Origin of the sequence: Comamonas testosteroni (assembly GCF_030505195.1) — a bacterium.
Lineage (GTDB): Bacteria > Pseudomonadota > Gammaproteobacteria > Burkholderiales > Burkholderiaceae_C > Comamonas > Comamonas testosteroni_G.
This window is the reverse complement of sequence record NZ_CP129672.1, coordinates 1,481,203-1,496,786: the sequence shown is the minus strand read 5'-3', so window position 1 is coordinate 1,496,786 and position 15,584 is coordinate 1,481,203. Positions and strand designations below refer to the sequence as shown.

The following is a 15,584-nucleotide window of genomic DNA, read 5'->3' as shown; positions in this document are numbered from 1 at the left end:
GTTCGAGGACAAGCAGTCTCAACCGCAGTGCAGGCCTGCGAGGCTTTGGCCGCGGCTTTCTCGTGGGATGATGTGCATTCGAGAATCTTTGGAGAGCGAGCCCATGCGCGTTGGTGTGCTGACCGGTGGCGGCGATTGCCCCGGCCTCAATGCGGTGATCCGTGCGGTCACCAAGTCCCTGATCAACCATGGCCAGTGCGAGGTGCTGGGCATTGCCGACGGCTTTGAAGGGCTGATGGATGCAAGCCCGCGGGTCAGAGCGCTGAGTTGGGACGAAGTCAGCGGCATTTTGCATGTCGGCGGCACGATCCTGGGCACCAGCAATAGCGCCAACCCGCTGCGCGATGCGGCCACGCTGGCCCAGGTGGGGCGCAACGTCAAGGCGCTGGGACTGGATGTGGTGGTCGCCATCGGCGGCGACGGCACCATGAGTCTGGCCCACGGTCTGGCGCAGGTGGGACTGCAATGCGTGGGCGTGCCCAAGACCATCGATAACGACATTGCCAACTGCGAGCGCAGCTTCGGCTTCGATACGGCCGTGGCCACGGTGACCGAAAGCCTGCGCCGCATCGAGAGCACGGCCATGAGCCACCACCGCGTGATGATCGTCGAGACCATGGGTCGCCACGCGGGCTGGCTGGCGCTGGAGTCCGGCATTGCCGGTGCTGCCGACATCATTTTGCTGCCCGAGATCGATTATGACCTGCAGTCCATCATCAAGGTTTGCCAGGAGCGCGAGCGGCGTCAGCGCTACACCATCATCTGCATCGGCGAGGGGGCCAAGGAAAGCGGCCAGAGCCTGACGGTGCGCGAGCGGATTTCACACAGTCCCGACCCCGTGCGCCTGGGCGGCGTCGGCCATGTGCTGCGCGAGCGCCTGCAACCCCATCTCCAGAGCGAGGTGCGCACCACGGTGCTGGGCCATGTGCAGCGCGGCGGCGATCCGACTCCGTTTGACCGGGTGCTGGCCACGCAGTTCGGCCACCATGCGGCGCAGCTGGTGCTGGGCGGCCGCCTGGGCCATATGGTCACGCTGCAGAACGGCCGCATCGGCAGTGTGGCGATTGCCGATGTGGCCAATACCCAGCGCACCGTGCCGCTGGACAGCCCGCTGCTGACCATGGCGCGCGATATCGGAATTTGCTTCGGCGAGGCCTGAGCTGCGCTAAGGTGTGAGCCTGCGCGCACTTTCGGCGCGCCGGAGAAATTGAGCATGGACCGACATGAAGAGGCCGTGATGCAGCTGCTCACGGCCAACGGTGAGACTTTTGTGGCCCCCAAGTACGAGGTGGCCGATGGCTGGCAATGTCCGGCTTTCGTGGCATTGCGCCCGGCTCGTCGCCAGGTCTATGTGGTCGAGGTATCGGCCTCCGGCTATCCGCTGGCGCTGGTCAACCGTCTCAACGAGCGGGTCGAGAAATGGTATGCGCCGCTGCTGTCGCAGCTGCACGGCCTGGGCATCACGCAGCCTGACTGGGAGATCGCCTGCCTGGTGTTTGTGCGCAGCGATCAGATCGACTGGCTCAAGGAGCGCGTCAAGGACTTGAGCGGCGTGCATGTGCTCGGCCTGGAGCAGGCCAGCAGCCCCTGGGTCTGGGACGATGCGGTCTGGACTGCCGAGATGAAGTTCGACGCGGGAAGCATTCCGCAGCGTGGCGGCAAGGCTGTCGGTCTGACGCATTGATGGCCACCGGAGATTTTCATGAAATTGGCCTTAATCCACTTTTATTAAAGCGATTGATGCTATCGATTTGATAGAGATGCAGGTCCATGAACACCACTCACTTGCAGGTAGGCAGATGACTCTATTTCGAATTCTGATCGCGGCGGCTTTGACAGCCTGCGCCGCTGCCGCCCAGGCTGCAGACTGGCAGATCTGCGATCTCAAGGTGCAGGTGCGAGAAAAGCAAAGCGGTGGCCGTGCGCTGCAGACCCGCGTGCTCGAAGCCAAGGCCAGGGGTGATGCCGAATGTCCGCAACCGGGCACGGCGCTGAGCTTCAGGCCCGAAACGGCGGACTATCAAAGCGAGTTGCCGCGCAAGCAGTGGCCCAGCCCCGGTGCTGCCGTGACGGTACGCTTTCGCTATCTGGACGGGCAATGCAAGAATCGCGGCGCCTGCCGCATCGAGCATTACTCGCCGATGCCGCACTGAATCTTCCATCCGCTGCGTCATGCGCTGCATCGGTCGGCGCTGAAAGCGGCCCGAATTGCCAAGCTGCAGCCCAGAGAGGCTTGCCTGCTCGCCTATGATCGGGGGCTTGGCCCCATATATGCAGGATGCAACCATGACCACCCTAGGAACCCCTCTCTCCCCCAATGCCACCAAAGTCATGCTGCTGGGCAGCGGCGAGCTGGGCAAGGAAGTGCTGATTGCCCTGCAGCGCCTGGGCGTGGAAACCATCGCCGTGGACCGCTATGAAAACGCGCCTGGCCAGCAGGTGGCCCACCATGCGCGCACCATCACCATGAGCGATCCGGCCCAGCTCAAGGCGCTGATCGAAGAGGTCAAACCCGATCTGGTCGTGCCCGAGATAGAAGCCATTGCCACGCCCATGCTGGAAGAGCTGGAGGCAGCAGGCGTCATCACCTGCATTCCCACAGCCCGCGCCGCGCGTCTGACCATGGACCGCGAAGGTATTCGCCGGCTGGCCGCCGAGACCCTGGGCCTGCCCACCAGTCCCTATCGTTTCTGCGACTCCCTGGCCGAGCTGCAAGCCGCGATCGAGGGCAGCGACGGCCAGCCCGCCATCGGCTACCCCTGTGTGGTCAAGCCCGTGATGAGCAGCTCGGGCAAGGGCCAGAGCAAGATCGACGGCCCGGCCGATGTGGCCAAGGCCTGGGATTACGCCATGGCTGGCGGCCGTGTGGCCAAGGGCCGCGTGATCGTCGAAGGCTTTATCGACTTCGATTACGAAATCACCCAGCTGACCGTGCGCGCCAAGGGTGCGGATGGTCAGATCGAAACCCATTTCTGCGACCCCGTGGGCCATGTCCAGCAGGCCGGCGACTATGTGGAAAGCTGGCAGCCCCACCCCATGCACCCTGCCGCGCTGGAGAAGTCGCGCCAGATTGCCAAGGCCGTCACCGACGACCTGAGCGGCCTGGGGCTGTTTGGCGTGGAACTGTTTGTGAAGGGCGAGCAGGTCTGGTTCAGCGAAGTCTCGCCACGCCCTCATGACACAGGCTTGGTGACGCTGTGCACGCAGTGGCAAAGCGAGTTCGAGCTGCATGCCCGCGCGATTCTGGGTCTGCCTGTGGATGCCAGCCTGCGCAACCCCGGTGCCAGTGCCGTGATCTATGGCGGTCAGGATGCCGAAGGCCTGGTGTTTGATGGCGTGGAGCAAGCCCTGGCCGTGCCCGGCACCGATCTGCGCCTCTTCGGCAAGCCCGAGAGCTTTGTCAAGCGCCGCATGGGCGTGGCCCTGGCGCGCGCCAGCGATGTGGAGCAGGCCCGCTTGAATGCCAAGCTGGCTGCCAGCAAGGTCAGGCCGCGTCTGCCTTGAGGGAGTCAAAAAAGGGCTTCTCAGTAAGCCCTTTTGCATGGAGGCCGGGTATCAGCCGCTCTCAGCCCGAGGCAGCGGCGCTGCCGCCAGGCGTGGTGATGGCCACGGCGCAGGCTTCCTCCTGGCTGGTGGCCGGAGTGTTCTCCGTCACCATCGGCATGCCGCCTTTCCAGCGGCGAATGACGCGCTGGAAGATCAGTGAGTTGGGAATCTGCAGCAGATTGGGCATGCCAGCCGGCGCGCTGTCATCCTGCAAGGTGATGTAGAGCATGTTGAGGTCGATCACGCGGCCCTTGGCCCCAGGTTTCTCGGCCGTGTCGAGCACCTCGATATAGTCGCCCAGCCTGAATGGGCCGACGGTGACGATCAGCAGCGCGCAGAACAGGTTGGAGAGCACGCTCCAGGCTGCGAAGAAGGCAACGGCGCCCACGGTGGCAAAGCCGGTGAAAGCCGTCCAGAGAACGGTGGCCGACATGCCCAGGCGCTCCAGAATCGCCAGCACGGCGGCGGCGATGATGATCCAGCGAAACACGCCGCGCAGTGGCATGAGCAGCTCATGAGGCAGGTCATAGGCCTTGCCTGCGCGCGAGATGATGCGCTTGATGAGCCAGTTGATCAGCCAGGCCACCAGGATGATGAGAAAGATCTGAATCCCGGGAATCAGGATTTCAAGCCAGTCCTGCATCCAATCGGGCAGGCGCATTTGAAGACGACGCATAACCAGTCACTCGAGAAAAACGGCAGAGGTCAGTCCCGAAGGACCGACAGGACAATGCGCCAATCCTAGCGTCTCTTGAGCGCAGCGCTGATAAGTGTCGATCGGCAAGGCTGTGCCGCAACGCTGCTTGGTGGACTGCTAGGCGTGACGCGGCGAATCGAAGGCCTGACCGTGCTTGACTACCCGATGCCGCGCGGGGCGCTGGCGGGCTACTACCCGGAGCTCAACCCCCTGCTGCCGCTGGACTACTACGACCGGATCAGCGGCACGCCAACGGCGAAATCCATTCCGGTACGGATGCGCGCGCAGGTCGACGTGTCTGCGTAAGGCCCCGTGCCTACAATTGCTCTTTGTCGCTCAGCACGATGCTGCCATCCAGCAGCACCGGCACCATCTGGGTCCAGCCCTTGGCGTTGTAGTCAAGGCCGACCAGGTACACCCAGCCGCGCGCTGCATCCTCGCCCTGCGCTGCAGCGCCTTCGGTGGTAAACCGCAGCAGGCTAACCTCGGAAACCACGAAGTCATCGCTGGGATAGCGCAGGTGCGCGTGGGCCAGCGCGGCCGCCGTTGCTTGATGCACCGACAGCGGCGGCTCGGCGCGCGCCGGGTCGAAGGCGGGAAGCGTTCGCAACCGCGTCCCGCTTACCTGCCAGCGTTCATGGGTGTCGGCGCCATCGCCGCTGGACAGCACGGTCCATTGGCGTTCGCCTGCCATGACCGGAGGGCTCAGCAACGCGGACAGCAGGAAGGCAGCAGAGGCGATGCGGGCAGACATGAAAAAGCTCCAATGAACGTCATGCATCATGACAGCAGGCAGCAGCGACGGGCGCGTCGTGCGTTGGCTATCATCAGCTCGTGGACATATCCGGACTGCTAGATCTGTCTTTGCTCTATGGTGTCCATCTGCATCTCGAAGCTGAAGAAGCGGTTGCGCCCTTGCGATTTGGCGGCGTACAGGGCTTCGTCGGCTCGCATCAGCATGGATTCGGCGCTGGTGTGCTCGTCGGGAATGCAGGTGGTAATGCCGCCGGAGAGGGTCAGCGGAATATCCTCGGTGGTTCCTGGCGGGCGAACCTTGAGGAACTTGAGCATTTGGCCAAGCGCACGGGCGAATGTCATCGAACCGGAACGCGGGGTATTGGGCAGGATCAGGGCAAATTCTTCACCGCCGTAACGTGCGGCGATGTCGCGCGGGCGCACGCAGACTTCGCGCAGCAGACGCCCGACCTGCTTGAGGCATTCGTCGCCCTGGACATGGCCGTAGTTATCGTTGAAGTGCTTGAAGTGATCAAGGTCGCAAAGCATCAGCGTCAGCGGCCTGCTCTCGCGCCTTGCCGCAGCAATTTCGGCATGCAGCATGCGATCGAGGCCTCGGCGATTGACCAGGCCCGTGAGCGCATCGAGCTCCACCATTTCGTTGAGCTTTTGATTCGCCAGATGCAGCTCCGCAGAGACCGTGACCAAGCGACGGCGCATGTCCAGCAGGCGGCGCATGGCGCGCAGCTTGGCGACCAGCACAATGGGTTTGACGGGTTTGACCAGATAGTCGTCGCCGCCCGCCTCAATACCGCGCCAGACGTCCAGATCGTTGTCCAGGCCGGAGAGAAAGATGATGGGTGTCCACTCGCCGGGCTCGGCCTCGCGCAGCTGGCGCGCGACCCAGTAGCCGTCTTCGCCGGGCAGGCGGATGTCCAGCAGCACCAGGTCGGGCCTTTCGCTGCGAAACAGTGCCAGCGCGGTGCGGCCGTTTTCGGCTTCCAGCACCTGGGTCACGCCGGCCTGGCGAAGTTCCGTCACCAGAGCAGCGCGCATGACGGCCTGATCCTCGACGACCAGCACGGAGAACGGCGTCGCGGAATCGGGCGACGAGAACCGTGCACCGCTGGATTCGATGGCAGACAAAGCTGATGCAGAAGATGGCAGAGCTGTCATGGGAGGAAGATCAGGGGCGGACGCATCTGTAGTTCAGGCATGTTCCGGGGAAATATATGGTTACTTTATACGCCGGTTTCGAGCAACAGGCTTTGCGAATGGTCACGGAGATACTCAGGCCAATTCCAGAGTGGAGTGCGCCTTGCTGCTTTCATCGTGCCAGATGACAAAAGTCTGGGCCGCTGAGCACAGCGTCGTCGCGCCCAGCTGATCGATGAAGCGGCAGGCCGCGAACCGTGCCGATTTGGCCTCATAGTCGGACACCCACTGCTGGCGTGCAGCCCGGTGGGCCTCAGGCAGGGGCCAGCGTCTTTCCTGGGTGGACAGGCTGCTCAAGCCCATGCGCCAGGGCTTGCCGCTGACGCGGGCGCGAAAGCACTGCTGCTGATGGCACAGCATGGCATACAGCGGGTCGACCTCAAGCCGCTGGAAAAGTGTCTGCACCTCGGGGGAAGATGGGCTGAATGTGGCGTGGGTGACGATGACGCGCAAGCCCTTGGGCGTTTCGTAGACGCGCAGGCCCCAGTCGGGATGGTCGGCGCAGAAGGCCTGAACCCTTGCCAGCGCGATTTCGGCAGGCGGTGGCTGCCGGGCCTGGCTGCGCTGCGCCTGGCGGGACTGCAGCCATTGCTTCAGGCCCGACCAGAAGACCAGGCCGATGCTGGCCAGCAGCAGCATCAACAGTGCCGCCCCCAGACTCCAGGTCAGCGGGGTCACCCACAGCCAGGGCAGGGCCAGGGCCAGCAGCAGCGACGAGATGAGAGGAAATCGGGCGGGCTTTTTCTGAAGCGGAAAGTCGATGTCGGCAATGGCCACGTTCTCCGTATTCAGGCAATGTGCGCCATAGCTGTTGCGGGTCATGACGGATTCATCACGCCGCTCCAGCACCTCTTCGCGAATGGGCGTGCCGCCTTCCAGCCCGTATTCACCACGCCACTCCATGCGCTCGAACCCCGCATCGAGGTGGCGTTGCGTGGGGGCGGCCAGCACGGCGTCCAGCGCTTGCTGGGCTCGTTGCTGCGCATGGTTATCTGCTTCCTGCTGGCTGTGGTCGGACCAGCCCCAACGCTGGACGGTCGCGCCGTGGCGTTGGCCGGTTGCATGGCGCAGCCGCGCTTGCGCCCAGTATTGAGGGATATGCATGGTGGGCCAGTATAGCCATGGGGCTGATGCCACAGTCGCTGGCCAGATGGCCGACGGCGATTGGATGAGCTTGCGCCGGGCTTTGGCTTGCGTGGCTGAGCACGCCCTCAGGCTTGAATGGGTGCGAATGGCAGGTATTCGATCTGCGTGCCACGCACGACGATCGCCGTCGACTCGGGCACCTGTGCCCAGGCCTGCGGCAGATCGACCAGCGGTTCGGACACGATCAAATACGCATCGTCACCAACGGCCGCGATGCGCGGGTCGTCGGGGTAAAGCGCGTGAAGATGCTTGAAGGAGGTGCTGTGATAGAGCGAGCGCGGCGACTGGCCTTCGCTCGCGTAGCGCACGGCCACCAGTTGCTCGCCATCGCTGGCACACACGGTCATGCTCAGCGGGTGAGCGATCCCATGCCTGCGCGCCGTGGCCTCGACAAAACCCGCCATGCGCGCGATGGCCGGCGCAGGACTGTGCTCCAGCCCGAAACTCATGGCCAGAAGGAACATGGTCTCCGAGTCCGTCGAGCCTTCCAGCGAGGTGAAGAACTGCGGATCGATGGCCATGAGCAGATCGCGCCGTACCAGGGGAAAGTCCTCGATCATGCCGTTGTGCATGAACATCCAGCGCCGGTGGCGGAAGGGATGGCAGTTGGTCTCCTGCACCGGCGTATGCGTTGCCGCGCGAACATGCGCAAGAAACATGGGCGTCGACACGGCGCGCGACAGCTCGCGCAGGTTGTGATCGTGCCAGGCCGGCTGGGTGCTGCGATAGCGAAAAGGCATGTCGCGCGGGTGCTGGTACCAGCCCAGTCCGAAGCCATCGCCATTGGTCGTCGTCGCTCCAAATCTCGAATGCAGGCTTTGGTCGATCAGCGAATGGCGTGCGTGGAACAGCATTGTTTCCAGGGAAACAGGATTGCCGGTATAGGCCAGCCAACGACACATGGCGCTCTCCTTGTGGACATGGAACCGAGGATTCATCCTATCGGCACCAGGCACCACCGGGGCAATACCGGTTTTTTGCTGATTTTTTAATAGCTAGTAGCGCTTGCTCTGCTTTGCTTTCAGTAATGAAAGTATCTGAAAACCAAGGCAGTCAAGCGCTAAAAGCTATCAATTTCAGACTTACTGCTCGCGGCGCAGGGCCGGGAACAGAATCACGTCACGGATGCTGGCGCTGTCGGTCAGCAGCATCATGAAGCGGTCGATACCGATGCCGCAGCCGCCGGTGGGGGGCATGCCGTACTCGAGGGCGCGCACAAAGTCGTGGTCGAAGTACATGGCTTCGTCGTCGCCGCCGTCCTTGGCTTCCACCTGGGCATTGAAGCGGGCAGCCTGGTCTTCGGCGTCATTGAGCTCGGAGAAGCCGTTGCCGAATTCGCGGCCGGTGATGTAGAGCTCGAAGCGCTCGGTCACTTCGGGACGCTCGTCGTTGGCACGCGCCAGCGGAGAGATCTCGGTGGGGTGCTCCATGATGAAGGTGGGGTTCCACAGCTTCTCTTCCACCACCTCTTCGAAGTACAGCACCTGCAGGCTGGCCAGGGTGCGGGTGGACAGCTTGTCCTTGTCTTCCTTCATGCCCAGCTTCTTCAGGGCATTGGTCAGCCATTCGCGGTTGGCCACGTTGTCGCCAGCTTCGGTGTACTTGACGATGGCTTCGGGGATGGTCAGGCGCTCGAAGGGCTTGGCCAGATCCACGGGCTTGCCGCCGTAGCTCAACTCCAGCGTGCCCACGGCCTTGATGGCCGCGTCGCGGATCAGCTTTTCGGTGTAGTCCATCAGGTCCTGGTAGTTCCAGTAGGCCGCGTAGAACTCCATCATGGTGAACTCGGGGTTGTGGCGCACCGAGATGCCTTCGTTGCGGAAGTTGCGGTTGATCTCGAACACGCGCTCGAAGCCGCCGACGATCAGGCGCTTGAGATACAGCTCGGGCGCGATGCGCAGGTACATCTCCTGATCCAGCGCGTTGTGGTGGGTGATGAAGGGCTTGGCATTGGCACCGCCGGGGATGGGGTGCAGCATGGGGGTCTCGACTTCCAGGAAGCCGTGCTCGACCATGAAGTCGCGGATGCCGGCCACCGCCTTGCTGCGCGCCACGAAGCGCTTGCGCGCTTCTTCGTCGGTCATCAGGTCCACATAGCGCTGGCGCACCTTCTGCTCCAGGTCGGCCATGCCGTGGAACTTGTCGGGCATGGGGCGCAGGCTCTTGGTGAGCAGGCGGATTTTCGCGGCCTTGATCGACAGCTCGCCGGTCTTGGTCTTCATCAGCTGACCTTCGACAGCGATGATGTCGCCCAGATCCCACTTCTTGAAGTCGGCATAGACCTCTTCGCCCACGGCATCGCGGGTGACATAGGCCTGGATGCGGCCCGTGGCGTCCTGCACGGTGGCAAAGCTGGCCTTGCCCATCACGCGCTTGAGCATCATGCGGCCCGCCACGCTGACAGCCACGGCAGCGGCGTCCAGGGCTTCGGCATCCTTGTCGCCGTGCTCGGCGATCAGGGCAGCTGCGCGATGCTCGGGCTTGAAGTCGTTGGGGAAAGCGACGCCGCCATGGGCCTTGGAAGACTCGCGCAGGGCTTTGAGTTTTTCGCGGCGCTCGGCGATGAGTTTGTTTTCGTCCTGAGGGGCGGTGTTTTCTACCGCAGAAGAGGTGTTTTGTTCAGTCATGAAAAGAGAGCGCCAGCGACAAGCGCCGGATGGAGGCCAGAAACAAGGGGCAGCAAAGATGGCTGCTGCCCGAAACCGGTGATTTTAAGTTTTTTGCCGAAGCAGCGGTAGGCGGGCGGGCAAAGCGCTGACGGGCGCTGCGGTATGCGGCCTCAATGGCTCGGGCCGCAGCCAACAATGTCAGTTTTATGCTATTGAAAAAGTAGCTTTGATCGATTGTCAGCAAAGGGATTCAGGCGATTACAGGCGATTTCAGGCATCGTCCTGCGGGGCCGATCCGGTAATGCCGCTTTGCTCCAGCACATCGGCGATCAGCTCCAGCCGCAGCAGCGGGGCATCCAGCGTCATCAGCTGCTGCTTGATCCGCAGCGCCAGGGGCAGCATCTCGGCCCAGCGATTGGCCACCCAGGCGCAGTCGTGCATCTGCGCCGGTGTGGGCAGCTGGGCGTGATCGGGGTCGTGGTCGTGCAGGTTCAGCAAGGCCTGAGCCAGCGCATAGGAGGTGCTGAGCAAATGCTTGGGAACGGTGACCTTGGGGTCATCGGGCAGCATGGTGACATCGGCCACCCACAGGCCATGCGGCAGTTGCCAGCAGCGCTGGATGTGAAAGCGCTGGGCGCCCCGGCATTGCAGATGCATCAGCCCGGGCTGGGGCGAATTGAGCTGGGCAATACGGGCCAGCACGCCTTCGGAGTGCAGGCGCTCGGTCTGGGCGCCTGCCTTGCGCACTTCCTGACCCGCCTGCAGCGCCACCACGCCGAAAGGAGCGTCGGCATGCTGGCATCTGCGGATCATGTCCAGATAACGCACCTCAAAGACCTGCAGACTCAACAGGCCTTCAGGAAACAGCACCGTGTTCAGCGGGAACAGGGGCAGGGAATGCAGACTTTGCGTATCGGTCATGATGCCCGGCTATCATCCCATGAATAGGTGAGTTGCTCACTGTTTTCTGAATTGGGTCACATGCTGTTTGAAATCGTTTTGTTTCTGCTGGATGTCGTCGTCGGGTTGATCAGCGGGGCCTGCCTGCTGCGCATGTACATGCAGGCGCAACGTGTGCCGTTTGGCAATCCCGTGGGGCAGCTGGTCTTTGCGCTGAGCGACTGGATCGTCATGCCGTTGCGCAAGGTCGTTCCGGCCAAGGGCCGCTGGGACAAGTCCAGCCTGATTGCTGCCTTGCTGCTGCAACTGGCGCAGGTGCTGCTGATCTGGCTGCTGCTCGGTGCCAAGGGATCGGTGCTGGCGCTGCCATGGCTGGCTTTTTGCGGACTGGTCAAGGTCATCCTGTCCGGCATGATGGGCATCTTGCTGATCTACGCCATCCTGTCCTGGGTTCAGCCCTATTCCCCCATCTATGGCGTGCTGCAGCGCCTGGCCGATCCGCTGGTGGCACCGATACGCAAGGTGGTGCCCCTGATAGGCAATGTGGACTTTTCGGCGCTGATTGCCCTGATCGGCCTGCAGGTGCTGCTGATGGTGCTCAACTATGTCCAGGCTGGCGGCCTGTCCATGATTGCCGGTGTGCGCTAGGGGCGCTTCCCGGGCCGGCAAAGCTGCGCCGCCTTGAGGTTGGCGGATGAAACCTCGTCAATTCCAGAGCCTGCTCCGAGGTGCTTTGTGAATGTCCCGAGGCATGAAAGCCGACAAAAAAGGCTGACGCAGATGAATGCTGCGTCAGCCTTTTTGCTTGGGGTCGGCCGGTGCTTATTCCACGGCGTCCGCAGGCAGGCGTTGCAGCATGGCCAGAGAGCTGGAGATGCGATCACGCAGCTCGCGGCGGTCGACGATCATGTCCACGGCGCCCTTGTCCTGCAGGAATTCGGCGCGCTGGAAGCCCTCGGGCAGCTTCACACGCACGGTGGTTTCGATCACGCGAGGGCCGGCAAAGCCGATCAGGGCCTTGGGCTCGGCGATCACGATGTCGCCCACGAAGGCGAAGCCGGCGGACACACCGCCCATGGTCGGGTCGGTCAGCACGGAGATATAGGGCAGGCCCTTCTTGGCCAGACGTGTCAGCGCAGCATTGGTCTTGGCCATTTGCATCAGCGACAGCAGGCCTTCCTGCATGCGGGCACCGCCGGTGGCGGTGAAGCAGATGAAGGGCACTTTCTGCTCGATGGCGGTTTCCACGCCGCGCACAAAGCGTTCGCCGACCACGGAGCCCATGGAGCCGCCCATGAAGTCGAACTCGAAGCAGGCCACGACCACATTGATGCTCTTGACGGAGCCGCCCATGACGATCAGTGCGTCGGTCTCGCCGGTGTTCTCCAGCGCTTCCTTCAGACGCTCTGGGTACTTGCGGCTGTCCTTGAATTTCAGCGGGTCGACAGGAATGACTTCCTGGGCCAGTTCATAGCGGCCTTCGGCGTCGAGGAAATGGTTCAGACGCGCACGCGCACCGATGCGGTGGTGGTGGCCGCAGGTCGGGCAGACGTTCTGGTTCTTTTCCAGATCGGTCTTGTACAGAACGGTTTCGCAGCTGGGGCACTTGATCCACAGACCTTCGGGAATCTGCTGGTGGCGTTCCGTCGGATTGGTCTGCTGGATTTTTGCAGGCAGAAGTTTTTCAAGCCAGGACATGGTTATTTCCTTTTCAGTTTCCACTGCACTGCGCGCCACCCGCAACCCATGAGAGCGGCGCGGCGCAGGCACTGGCGCAATCCCGGTCAGGGACAGCGAGCAAGGGCCGCCCCGCTGCGAGGCTGTCGTCCCCCTTCAAGGGGGAAGCGGCAAAGCCGCTCAGGGGGTGGCTGATTTCAGGGCTGCATTATGCGTCGAGAGCCTTTCGCACACCACGCAGAAAGTCTATTGCCAAAGGCACGATCTTCTCGTGGGGCTGGTTGTCGAGCAGGTCAATGATGCGGCTGCCGATGATGACGGCATCGGCCACCTGGCCCACGGTCTGTGCGGTCTGGGCATCGCGAATGCCGAAACCCACGCCCACGGGAACGCTGACATGCTGGCGAATGCGCGGCAGCATGGCCTCCACGGCCGAGGTGTCCAGAGCGCCCGAACCGGTCACGCCCTTGAGCGAGACATAGTAGACGTAGCCGCTGGCCACGCGGGCCACCTGTTGCATGCGCTCGTCCGTGCTGGTGGGCGCCAGCAGGAAGATCAGGTCCATGTCGCGGGCCTTGAGCTTGGCGGCGAACTCCTCGCATTCCTCGGGCGGATAGTCCACGATCAGCACGCCATCGACGCCGGCTGCGGCGGCATGGTTGACGAAGGCATCTTCGCCATGGATCTGGTCGTAGCGCTCCAAGGGGTTGGCATAGCCCATGAGGACCACGGGCGTGGTCTGGTCCTTTTTGCGGAACTCGGCCACATAGGCCAGCACCTGGCTCAGACCCACGCCGTTGGCGATGGCCTTGTCGCCTGCGCGCTGGATGGTGGGGCCGTCGGCCATGGGGTCGGAGAAGGGCACGCCCAGCTCGATCACGTCGGCACCGGCTTCCACCATGCCGTGCATGAGGGGCGGGGTGATGGCGGCAAACGGGAATCCTGCAGTCACATAGGGAATCAAGGCCTTGCGGCCTTCTTCCTTGAGCTTGCTGAAAGTGGCGGTGATTCGACTCATAACTTGTTGCCCCCTGAGGCAGCCTTGGCTGCATCATGTCCGGGAGCGCCCTTGACGGTGAGACCGCGCATGGAGGGGCGGTCGAAGTATTCGGCACCCGACAGGTCGGCCACGGTGCCGATGTCCTTGTCGCCGCGGCCGGAGAGGTTGACGAGAATGGACTGCTCGGCGCGCATGGTCTTGGCCAGCTTCATGGCATAGGCCACGGCGTGGCTGGACTCCAGGGCCGGGATGATGCCTTCGGCGCGGCACAGGTAGTGGAAGGCGTCCAGCGCTTCCTGGTCGGTGATGCCCACGTACTGGGCGCGGCCGATTTCCTGCAGCCAGGCATGTTCGGGGCCTACGCCGGGGTAATCCAGGCCGGCGCTCACCGAGTGAGTCTCTGTGATCTGGCCGTTTTCATCCTGCAGGATGAAGGTGCGGTTGCCGTGCAGCACGCCCGAGCTGCCTTTTTGCAGCGAGGCCGAGTGCTTGCCGGATTCCAGGCCTTCGCCAGCCGCTTCCACGCCGAACAGCTGGGTGTCTTCGTAGGGGATATAGGGGTAGAAGATGCCCATGGCATTGCTGCCGCCGCCCACGCAGGCAACCACCGCGTCGGGCTGCTTGTCGGCGCCCAGGAACTCTGGCATCTGCGTCAGGCATTCGTCGCCGATGACCTTCTGGAAGTCGCGCACCATCATGGGGTAGGGGTGGGGGCCGGCCACGGTACCGATGATGTAGAAGGTGTTGTCCACATTGGCCACCCAGTCGCGCATGGCTTCGTTGAGCGCGTCCTTCAGGGTCTTGCTGCCGGACTCGACAGGCACCACGGTCGCACCCAGCAGCTTCATGCGGTAGACATTGGGGCTTTGGCGCTTCACGTCCTCGGCACCCATGTAGACGATGCACTCGAGGCCGTAACGCGCGCAGATGGTGGCCGTGGCCACGCCGTGCTGGCCGGCACCCGTCTCGGCAATGATGCGCGGCTTGCCCATGCGCTTGGCGAGCATGGCCTGGCCGATCACATTGTTGATCTTGTGCGCGCCTGTGTGGTTGAGGTCCTCGCGCTTCAGATAGATCTGCGCACCGCCCATTTCACGGCTCATGCGCGAGGCGTGATAGACGGGCGAGGGGCGGCCTACATAGTGGGCCAGCTCGGACTGGAATTCGGCGACGAATTCGGGGTCGTTCTGATACCTTGCGTAGGCCTCACGCAGCTCGGTGAGGGCGTGAGTCAGGGTTTCGCTGGCGAAGCTGCCGCCGTAGCGGCCGAAATGGCCGTGGACGTCGGGATACTGGTATTCAAACATGTGTCAGTCTGCAAAATTTGGGCATCAGCTGCGCGTACGGCAGCAATGAAGCGATGAATCTTGTGGGCATCCTTGATGCCTTTGAGAGGCTTGCCGTCGGGACCTTCGGCCTCGACTCCAGAGCTCACATCAACGGCCAGAGACAACCCGCGAGGGCGCACTTGCAAGATGCCATCGGTCACGTTTGCAGGCGTGAGTCCACCAGACAAAACGAGGTGAGAGTTGACGCTTGTTGGCAGAAGTGACCAATTGAATGCCTTGCCGCCGCCACCATAACCATCGACATGGGCGTCGAGCAGGATGGCTTGGGCCTTTGAATAACGTTGGGCATATTCTACGAGGTCAAACTGGGCCGCATCGTCTCCAAGGGGTATGCGCGCCGCGCGCAACCAGGGCTGCACGCCCCGGGTGGCGGCCTCGCAATCCGCTGCCGTTTCATCGCCATGAAATTGCACGCAGGCGTTTGATATTCGGTCGCAGGCTGCTATCACATTGGTAGCTGTTTCATTCACAAAGAGCAAAACAGGTGTGACAAAGGGCGGCAGTCGCCGAGCCAGCTCGGCCGCGCGTTGCAGCGTCACGGCGCGCGGGCTTGGTGCATAGAGCACAAAGCCGACGGCATCGGCTCCGGCGGCCACTGCAGCGTCGACATCCTGCTCGCGGGTCAGGCCGCAGATTTTGATGCGGGTGCGGGGGGCAATGGAAGACATGGCAAGTCTCTGGCGTTGCAGCAATCGATGGTGCTTGGCCGC

18 protein-coding genes are annotated in these 15,584 nt (G+C 62.9%); 6 read left to right on the top strand and 12 right to left on the bottom strand.

Annotated features, from left to right (window positions below; translation table 11 throughout):
• Positions 1-103: 103 nt before the first annotated feature.
• The 4 genes from QYQ99_RS06900 (at position 104) to purT (ending at position 3,504) form a co-directional block, all read left to right on the top strand.
• On the top strand, positions 104-1,159 hold the full coding sequence (locus QYQ99_RS06900; protein ID WP_302091988.1) for a 6-phosphofructokinase: 1,056 nt from the start codon (positions 104-106) through the stop codon (positions 1,157-1,159).
• 54 nt (positions 1,160-1,213) lie between these two features.
• Positions 1,214-1,684 (top strand): hypothetical protein, encoded by a 471-nt coding sequence (locus tag QYQ99_RS06895; RefSeq protein WP_302091987.1) that lies wholly within the window; start codon positions 1,214-1,216, stop codon positions 1,682-1,684.
• Between the two features lie 115 nt (positions 1,685-1,799).
• On the top strand, positions 1,800-2,153 hold the full coding sequence (locus QYQ99_RS06890) for a hypothetical protein (RefSeq protein ID WP_302091986.1): 354 nt from the start codon (positions 1,800-1,802) through the stop codon (positions 2,151-2,153).
• A gap of 133 nt (positions 2,154-2,286) precedes the next feature.
• A complete protein-coding gene (purT, locus tag QYQ99_RS06885) occupies positions 2,287-3,504 on the top strand; it encodes a formate-dependent phosphoribosylglycinamide formyltransferase (RefSeq protein WP_302091985.1) in 1,218 nt (405 codons plus the stop codon).
• Positions 3,505-3,565: 61 nt separating this feature from the next.
• Here the strand turns inward: purT and QYQ99_RS06880 are convergent, their stop codons facing one another.
• Positions 3,566-4,222: a mechanosensitive ion channel family protein gene (locus QYQ99_RS06880; protein ID WP_302091984.1), complete on the bottom strand. Its 657-nt coding sequence runs from the start codon at positions 4,220-4,222 to the stop codon at positions 3,566-3,568.
• 144 nt (positions 4,223-4,366) lie between these two features.
• Here QYQ99_RS06880 and QYQ99_RS06875 point away from each other — a divergent pair, with 144 nt between their 5' ends.
• Complete coding sequence (locus tag QYQ99_RS06875) at positions 4,367-4,549, top strand: hypothetical protein (protein WP_302091983.1); 183 nt, start codon at positions 4,367-4,369, stop codon at positions 4,547-4,549.
• A 10-nt stretch (positions 4,550-4,559) separates the two neighbouring features.
• Here QYQ99_RS06875 and QYQ99_RS06870 read toward each other — a convergent pair whose 3' ends face one another.
• From QYQ99_RS06870 to QYQ99_RS06840, 7 genes are all read right to left on the bottom strand, one after another.
• A complete protein-coding gene (locus QYQ99_RS06870) occupies positions 4,560-4,997 on the bottom strand; it encodes a hypothetical protein (RefSeq protein ID WP_302091982.1) in 438 nt (145 codons plus the stop codon).
• Positions 4,998-5,095: 98 nt separating this feature from the next.
• Complete coding sequence (locus tag QYQ99_RS06865) at positions 5,096-6,154, bottom strand: GGDEF domain-containing response regulator (RefSeq protein ID WP_302091981.1); 1,059 nt, start codon at positions 6,152-6,154, stop codon at positions 5,096-5,098.
• A 114-nt stretch (positions 6,155-6,268) separates the two neighbouring features.
• On the bottom strand, positions 6,269-7,297 hold the full coding sequence (locus QYQ99_RS06860; protein WP_302091980.1) for a hypothetical protein: 1,029 nt from the start codon (positions 7,295-7,297) through the stop codon (positions 6,269-6,271).
• A gap of 107 nt (positions 7,298-7,404) precedes the next feature.
• Entirely contained in the window at positions 7,405-8,241 is an 837-nt protein-coding gene (locus QYQ99_RS06855; RefSeq protein WP_302091979.1) for a class II glutamine amidotransferase, read from the bottom strand.
• Positions 8,242-8,421: 180 nt separating this feature from the next.
• Positions 8,422-9,966 carry a lysine--tRNA ligase gene (gene lysS, locus QYQ99_RS06850; RefSeq protein WP_302091978.1) on the bottom strand — a complete coding sequence of 515 codons (1,545 nt, stop codon included), beginning with the start codon at positions 9,964-9,966 and terminating at the stop codon, positions 8,422-8,424.
• A complete protein-coding gene (locus QYQ99_RS06845) occupies positions 9,959-10,192 on the bottom strand; it encodes a hypothetical protein (protein ID WP_302091977.1) in 234 nt (77 codons plus the stop codon). Before QYQ99_RS06845 ends, lysS begins: the two co-directional genes overlap by 8 nt.
• Positions 10,193-10,218: 26 nt before the next feature.
• Complete coding sequence (locus tag QYQ99_RS06840) at positions 10,219-10,869, bottom strand: LON peptidase substrate-binding domain-containing protein (RefSeq protein ID WP_302091976.1); 651 nt, start codon at positions 10,867-10,869, stop codon at positions 10,219-10,221.
• A 60-nt stretch (positions 10,870-10,929) separates the two neighbouring features.
• Here QYQ99_RS06840 and QYQ99_RS06835 point away from each other — a divergent pair, with 60 nt between their 5' ends.
• Positions 10,930-11,496: a YggT family protein gene (locus tag QYQ99_RS06835; RefSeq protein WP_043371073.1), complete on the top strand. Its 567-nt coding sequence runs from the start codon at positions 10,930-10,932 to the stop codon at positions 11,494-11,496.
• A gap of 174 nt (positions 11,497-11,670) precedes the next feature.
• Here QYQ99_RS06835 and accD read toward each other — a convergent pair whose 3' ends face one another.
• The 4 genes from accD to QYQ99_RS06815 all read right to left on the bottom strand — a co-directional run bounded on the left by accD (position 11,671) and on the right by QYQ99_RS06815 (position 15,542).
• Positions 11,671-12,546, bottom strand: a complete 876-nt coding sequence (gene accD / locus QYQ99_RS06830) for an acetyl-CoA carboxylase, carboxyltransferase subunit beta (protein ID WP_003076614.1) — start codon at positions 12,544-12,546, stop codon at positions 11,671-11,673.
• Positions 12,547-12,733: 187 nt separating this feature from the next.
• Positions 12,734-13,543 (bottom strand): tryptophan synthase subunit alpha, encoded by an 810-nt coding sequence (trpA, locus tag QYQ99_RS06825; protein ID WP_302091975.1) that lies wholly within the window; start codon positions 13,541-13,543, stop codon positions 12,734-12,736.
• Positions 13,540-14,832 (bottom strand): tryptophan synthase subunit beta, encoded by a 1,293-nt coding sequence (gene trpB / locus QYQ99_RS06820; RefSeq protein ID WP_302091974.1) that lies wholly within the window; start codon positions 14,830-14,832, stop codon positions 13,540-13,542. The genes trpA and trpB overlap by 4 nt, the downstream gene beginning before the upstream one ends.
• The gene (locus tag QYQ99_RS06815) at positions 14,757-15,542 is read right to left on the bottom strand and encodes a phosphoribosylanthranilate isomerase (RefSeq protein WP_302093131.1); all 786 of its coding nucleotides are present in this window, start codon (positions 15,540-15,542) and stop codon (positions 14,757-14,759) included. The genes trpB and QYQ99_RS06815 overlap by 76 nt, the downstream gene beginning before the upstream one ends.
• Positions 15,543-15,584 lie beyond the last annotated feature (42 nt).

Bases quoted from the DNA above. Each gene is read 5' to 3' on its own strand.
- QYQ99_RS06900 (WP_302091988.1), top strand. From the start codon at position 104: ATGCGCGTTGGTGTGCTGACCGGTGGCGGCGATTGCCCCGGCCTCAAT.
- QYQ99_RS06895 (WP_302091987.1), top strand. From the start codon at position 1,214: ATGGACCGACATGAAGAGGCCGTGATGCAGCTGCTCACGGCCAACGGT.
- QYQ99_RS06890 (WP_302091986.1), top strand. From the start codon at position 1,800: ATGACTCTATTTCGAATTCTGATCGCGGCGGCTTTGACAGCCTGCGCC.
- purT (WP_302091985.1), top strand. From the start codon at position 2,287: ATGACCACCCTAGGAACCCCTCTCTCCCCCAATGCCACCAAAGTCATG.
- QYQ99_RS06880 (WP_302091984.1), bottom strand. From the start codon at position 4,222: ATGCGTCGTCTTCAAATGCGCCTGCCCGATTGGATGCAGGACTGGCTT.
- QYQ99_RS06870 (WP_302091982.1), bottom strand. From the start codon at position 4,997: ATGTCTGCCCGCATCGCCTCTGCTGCCTTCCTGCTGTCCGCGTTGCTG.
- QYQ99_RS06865 (WP_302091981.1), bottom strand. From the start codon at position 6,154: ATGACAGCTCTGCCATCTTCTGCATCAGCTTTGTCTGCCATCGAATCC.
- QYQ99_RS06860 (WP_302091980.1), bottom strand. From the start codon at position 7,297: ATGCATATCCCTCAATACTGGGCGCAAGCGCGGCTGCGCCATGCAACC.
- QYQ99_RS06855 (WP_302091979.1), bottom strand. From the start codon at position 8,241: ATGTGTCGTTGGCTGGCCTATACCGGCAATCCTGTTTCCCTGGAAACA.
- lysS (WP_302091978.1), bottom strand. From the start codon at position 9,966: ATGACTGAACAAAACACCTCTTCTGCGGTAGAAAACACCGCCCCTCAG.
- QYQ99_RS06840 (WP_302091976.1), bottom strand. From the start codon at position 10,869: ATGACCGATACGCAAAGTCTGCATTCCCTGCCCCTGTTCCCGCTGAAC.
- QYQ99_RS06835 (WP_043371073.1), top strand. From the start codon at position 10,930: ATGCTGTTTGAAATCGTTTTGTTTCTGCTGGATGTCGTCGTCGGGTTG.
- accD (WP_003076614.1), bottom strand. From the start codon at position 12,546: ATGTCCTGGCTTGAAAAACTTCTGCCTGCAAAAATCCAGCAGACCAAT.
- trpA (WP_302091975.1), bottom strand. From the start codon at position 13,543: ATGAGTCGAATCACCGCCACTTTCAGCAAGCTCAAGGAAGAAGGCCGC.
- trpB (WP_302091974.1), bottom strand. From the start codon at position 14,832: ATGTTTGAATACCAGTATCCCGACGTCCACGGCCATTTCGGCCGCTAC.
- QYQ99_RS06815 (WP_302093131.1), bottom strand. From the start codon at position 15,542: ATGTCTTCCATTGCCCCCCGCACCCGCATCAAAATCTGCGGCCTGACC.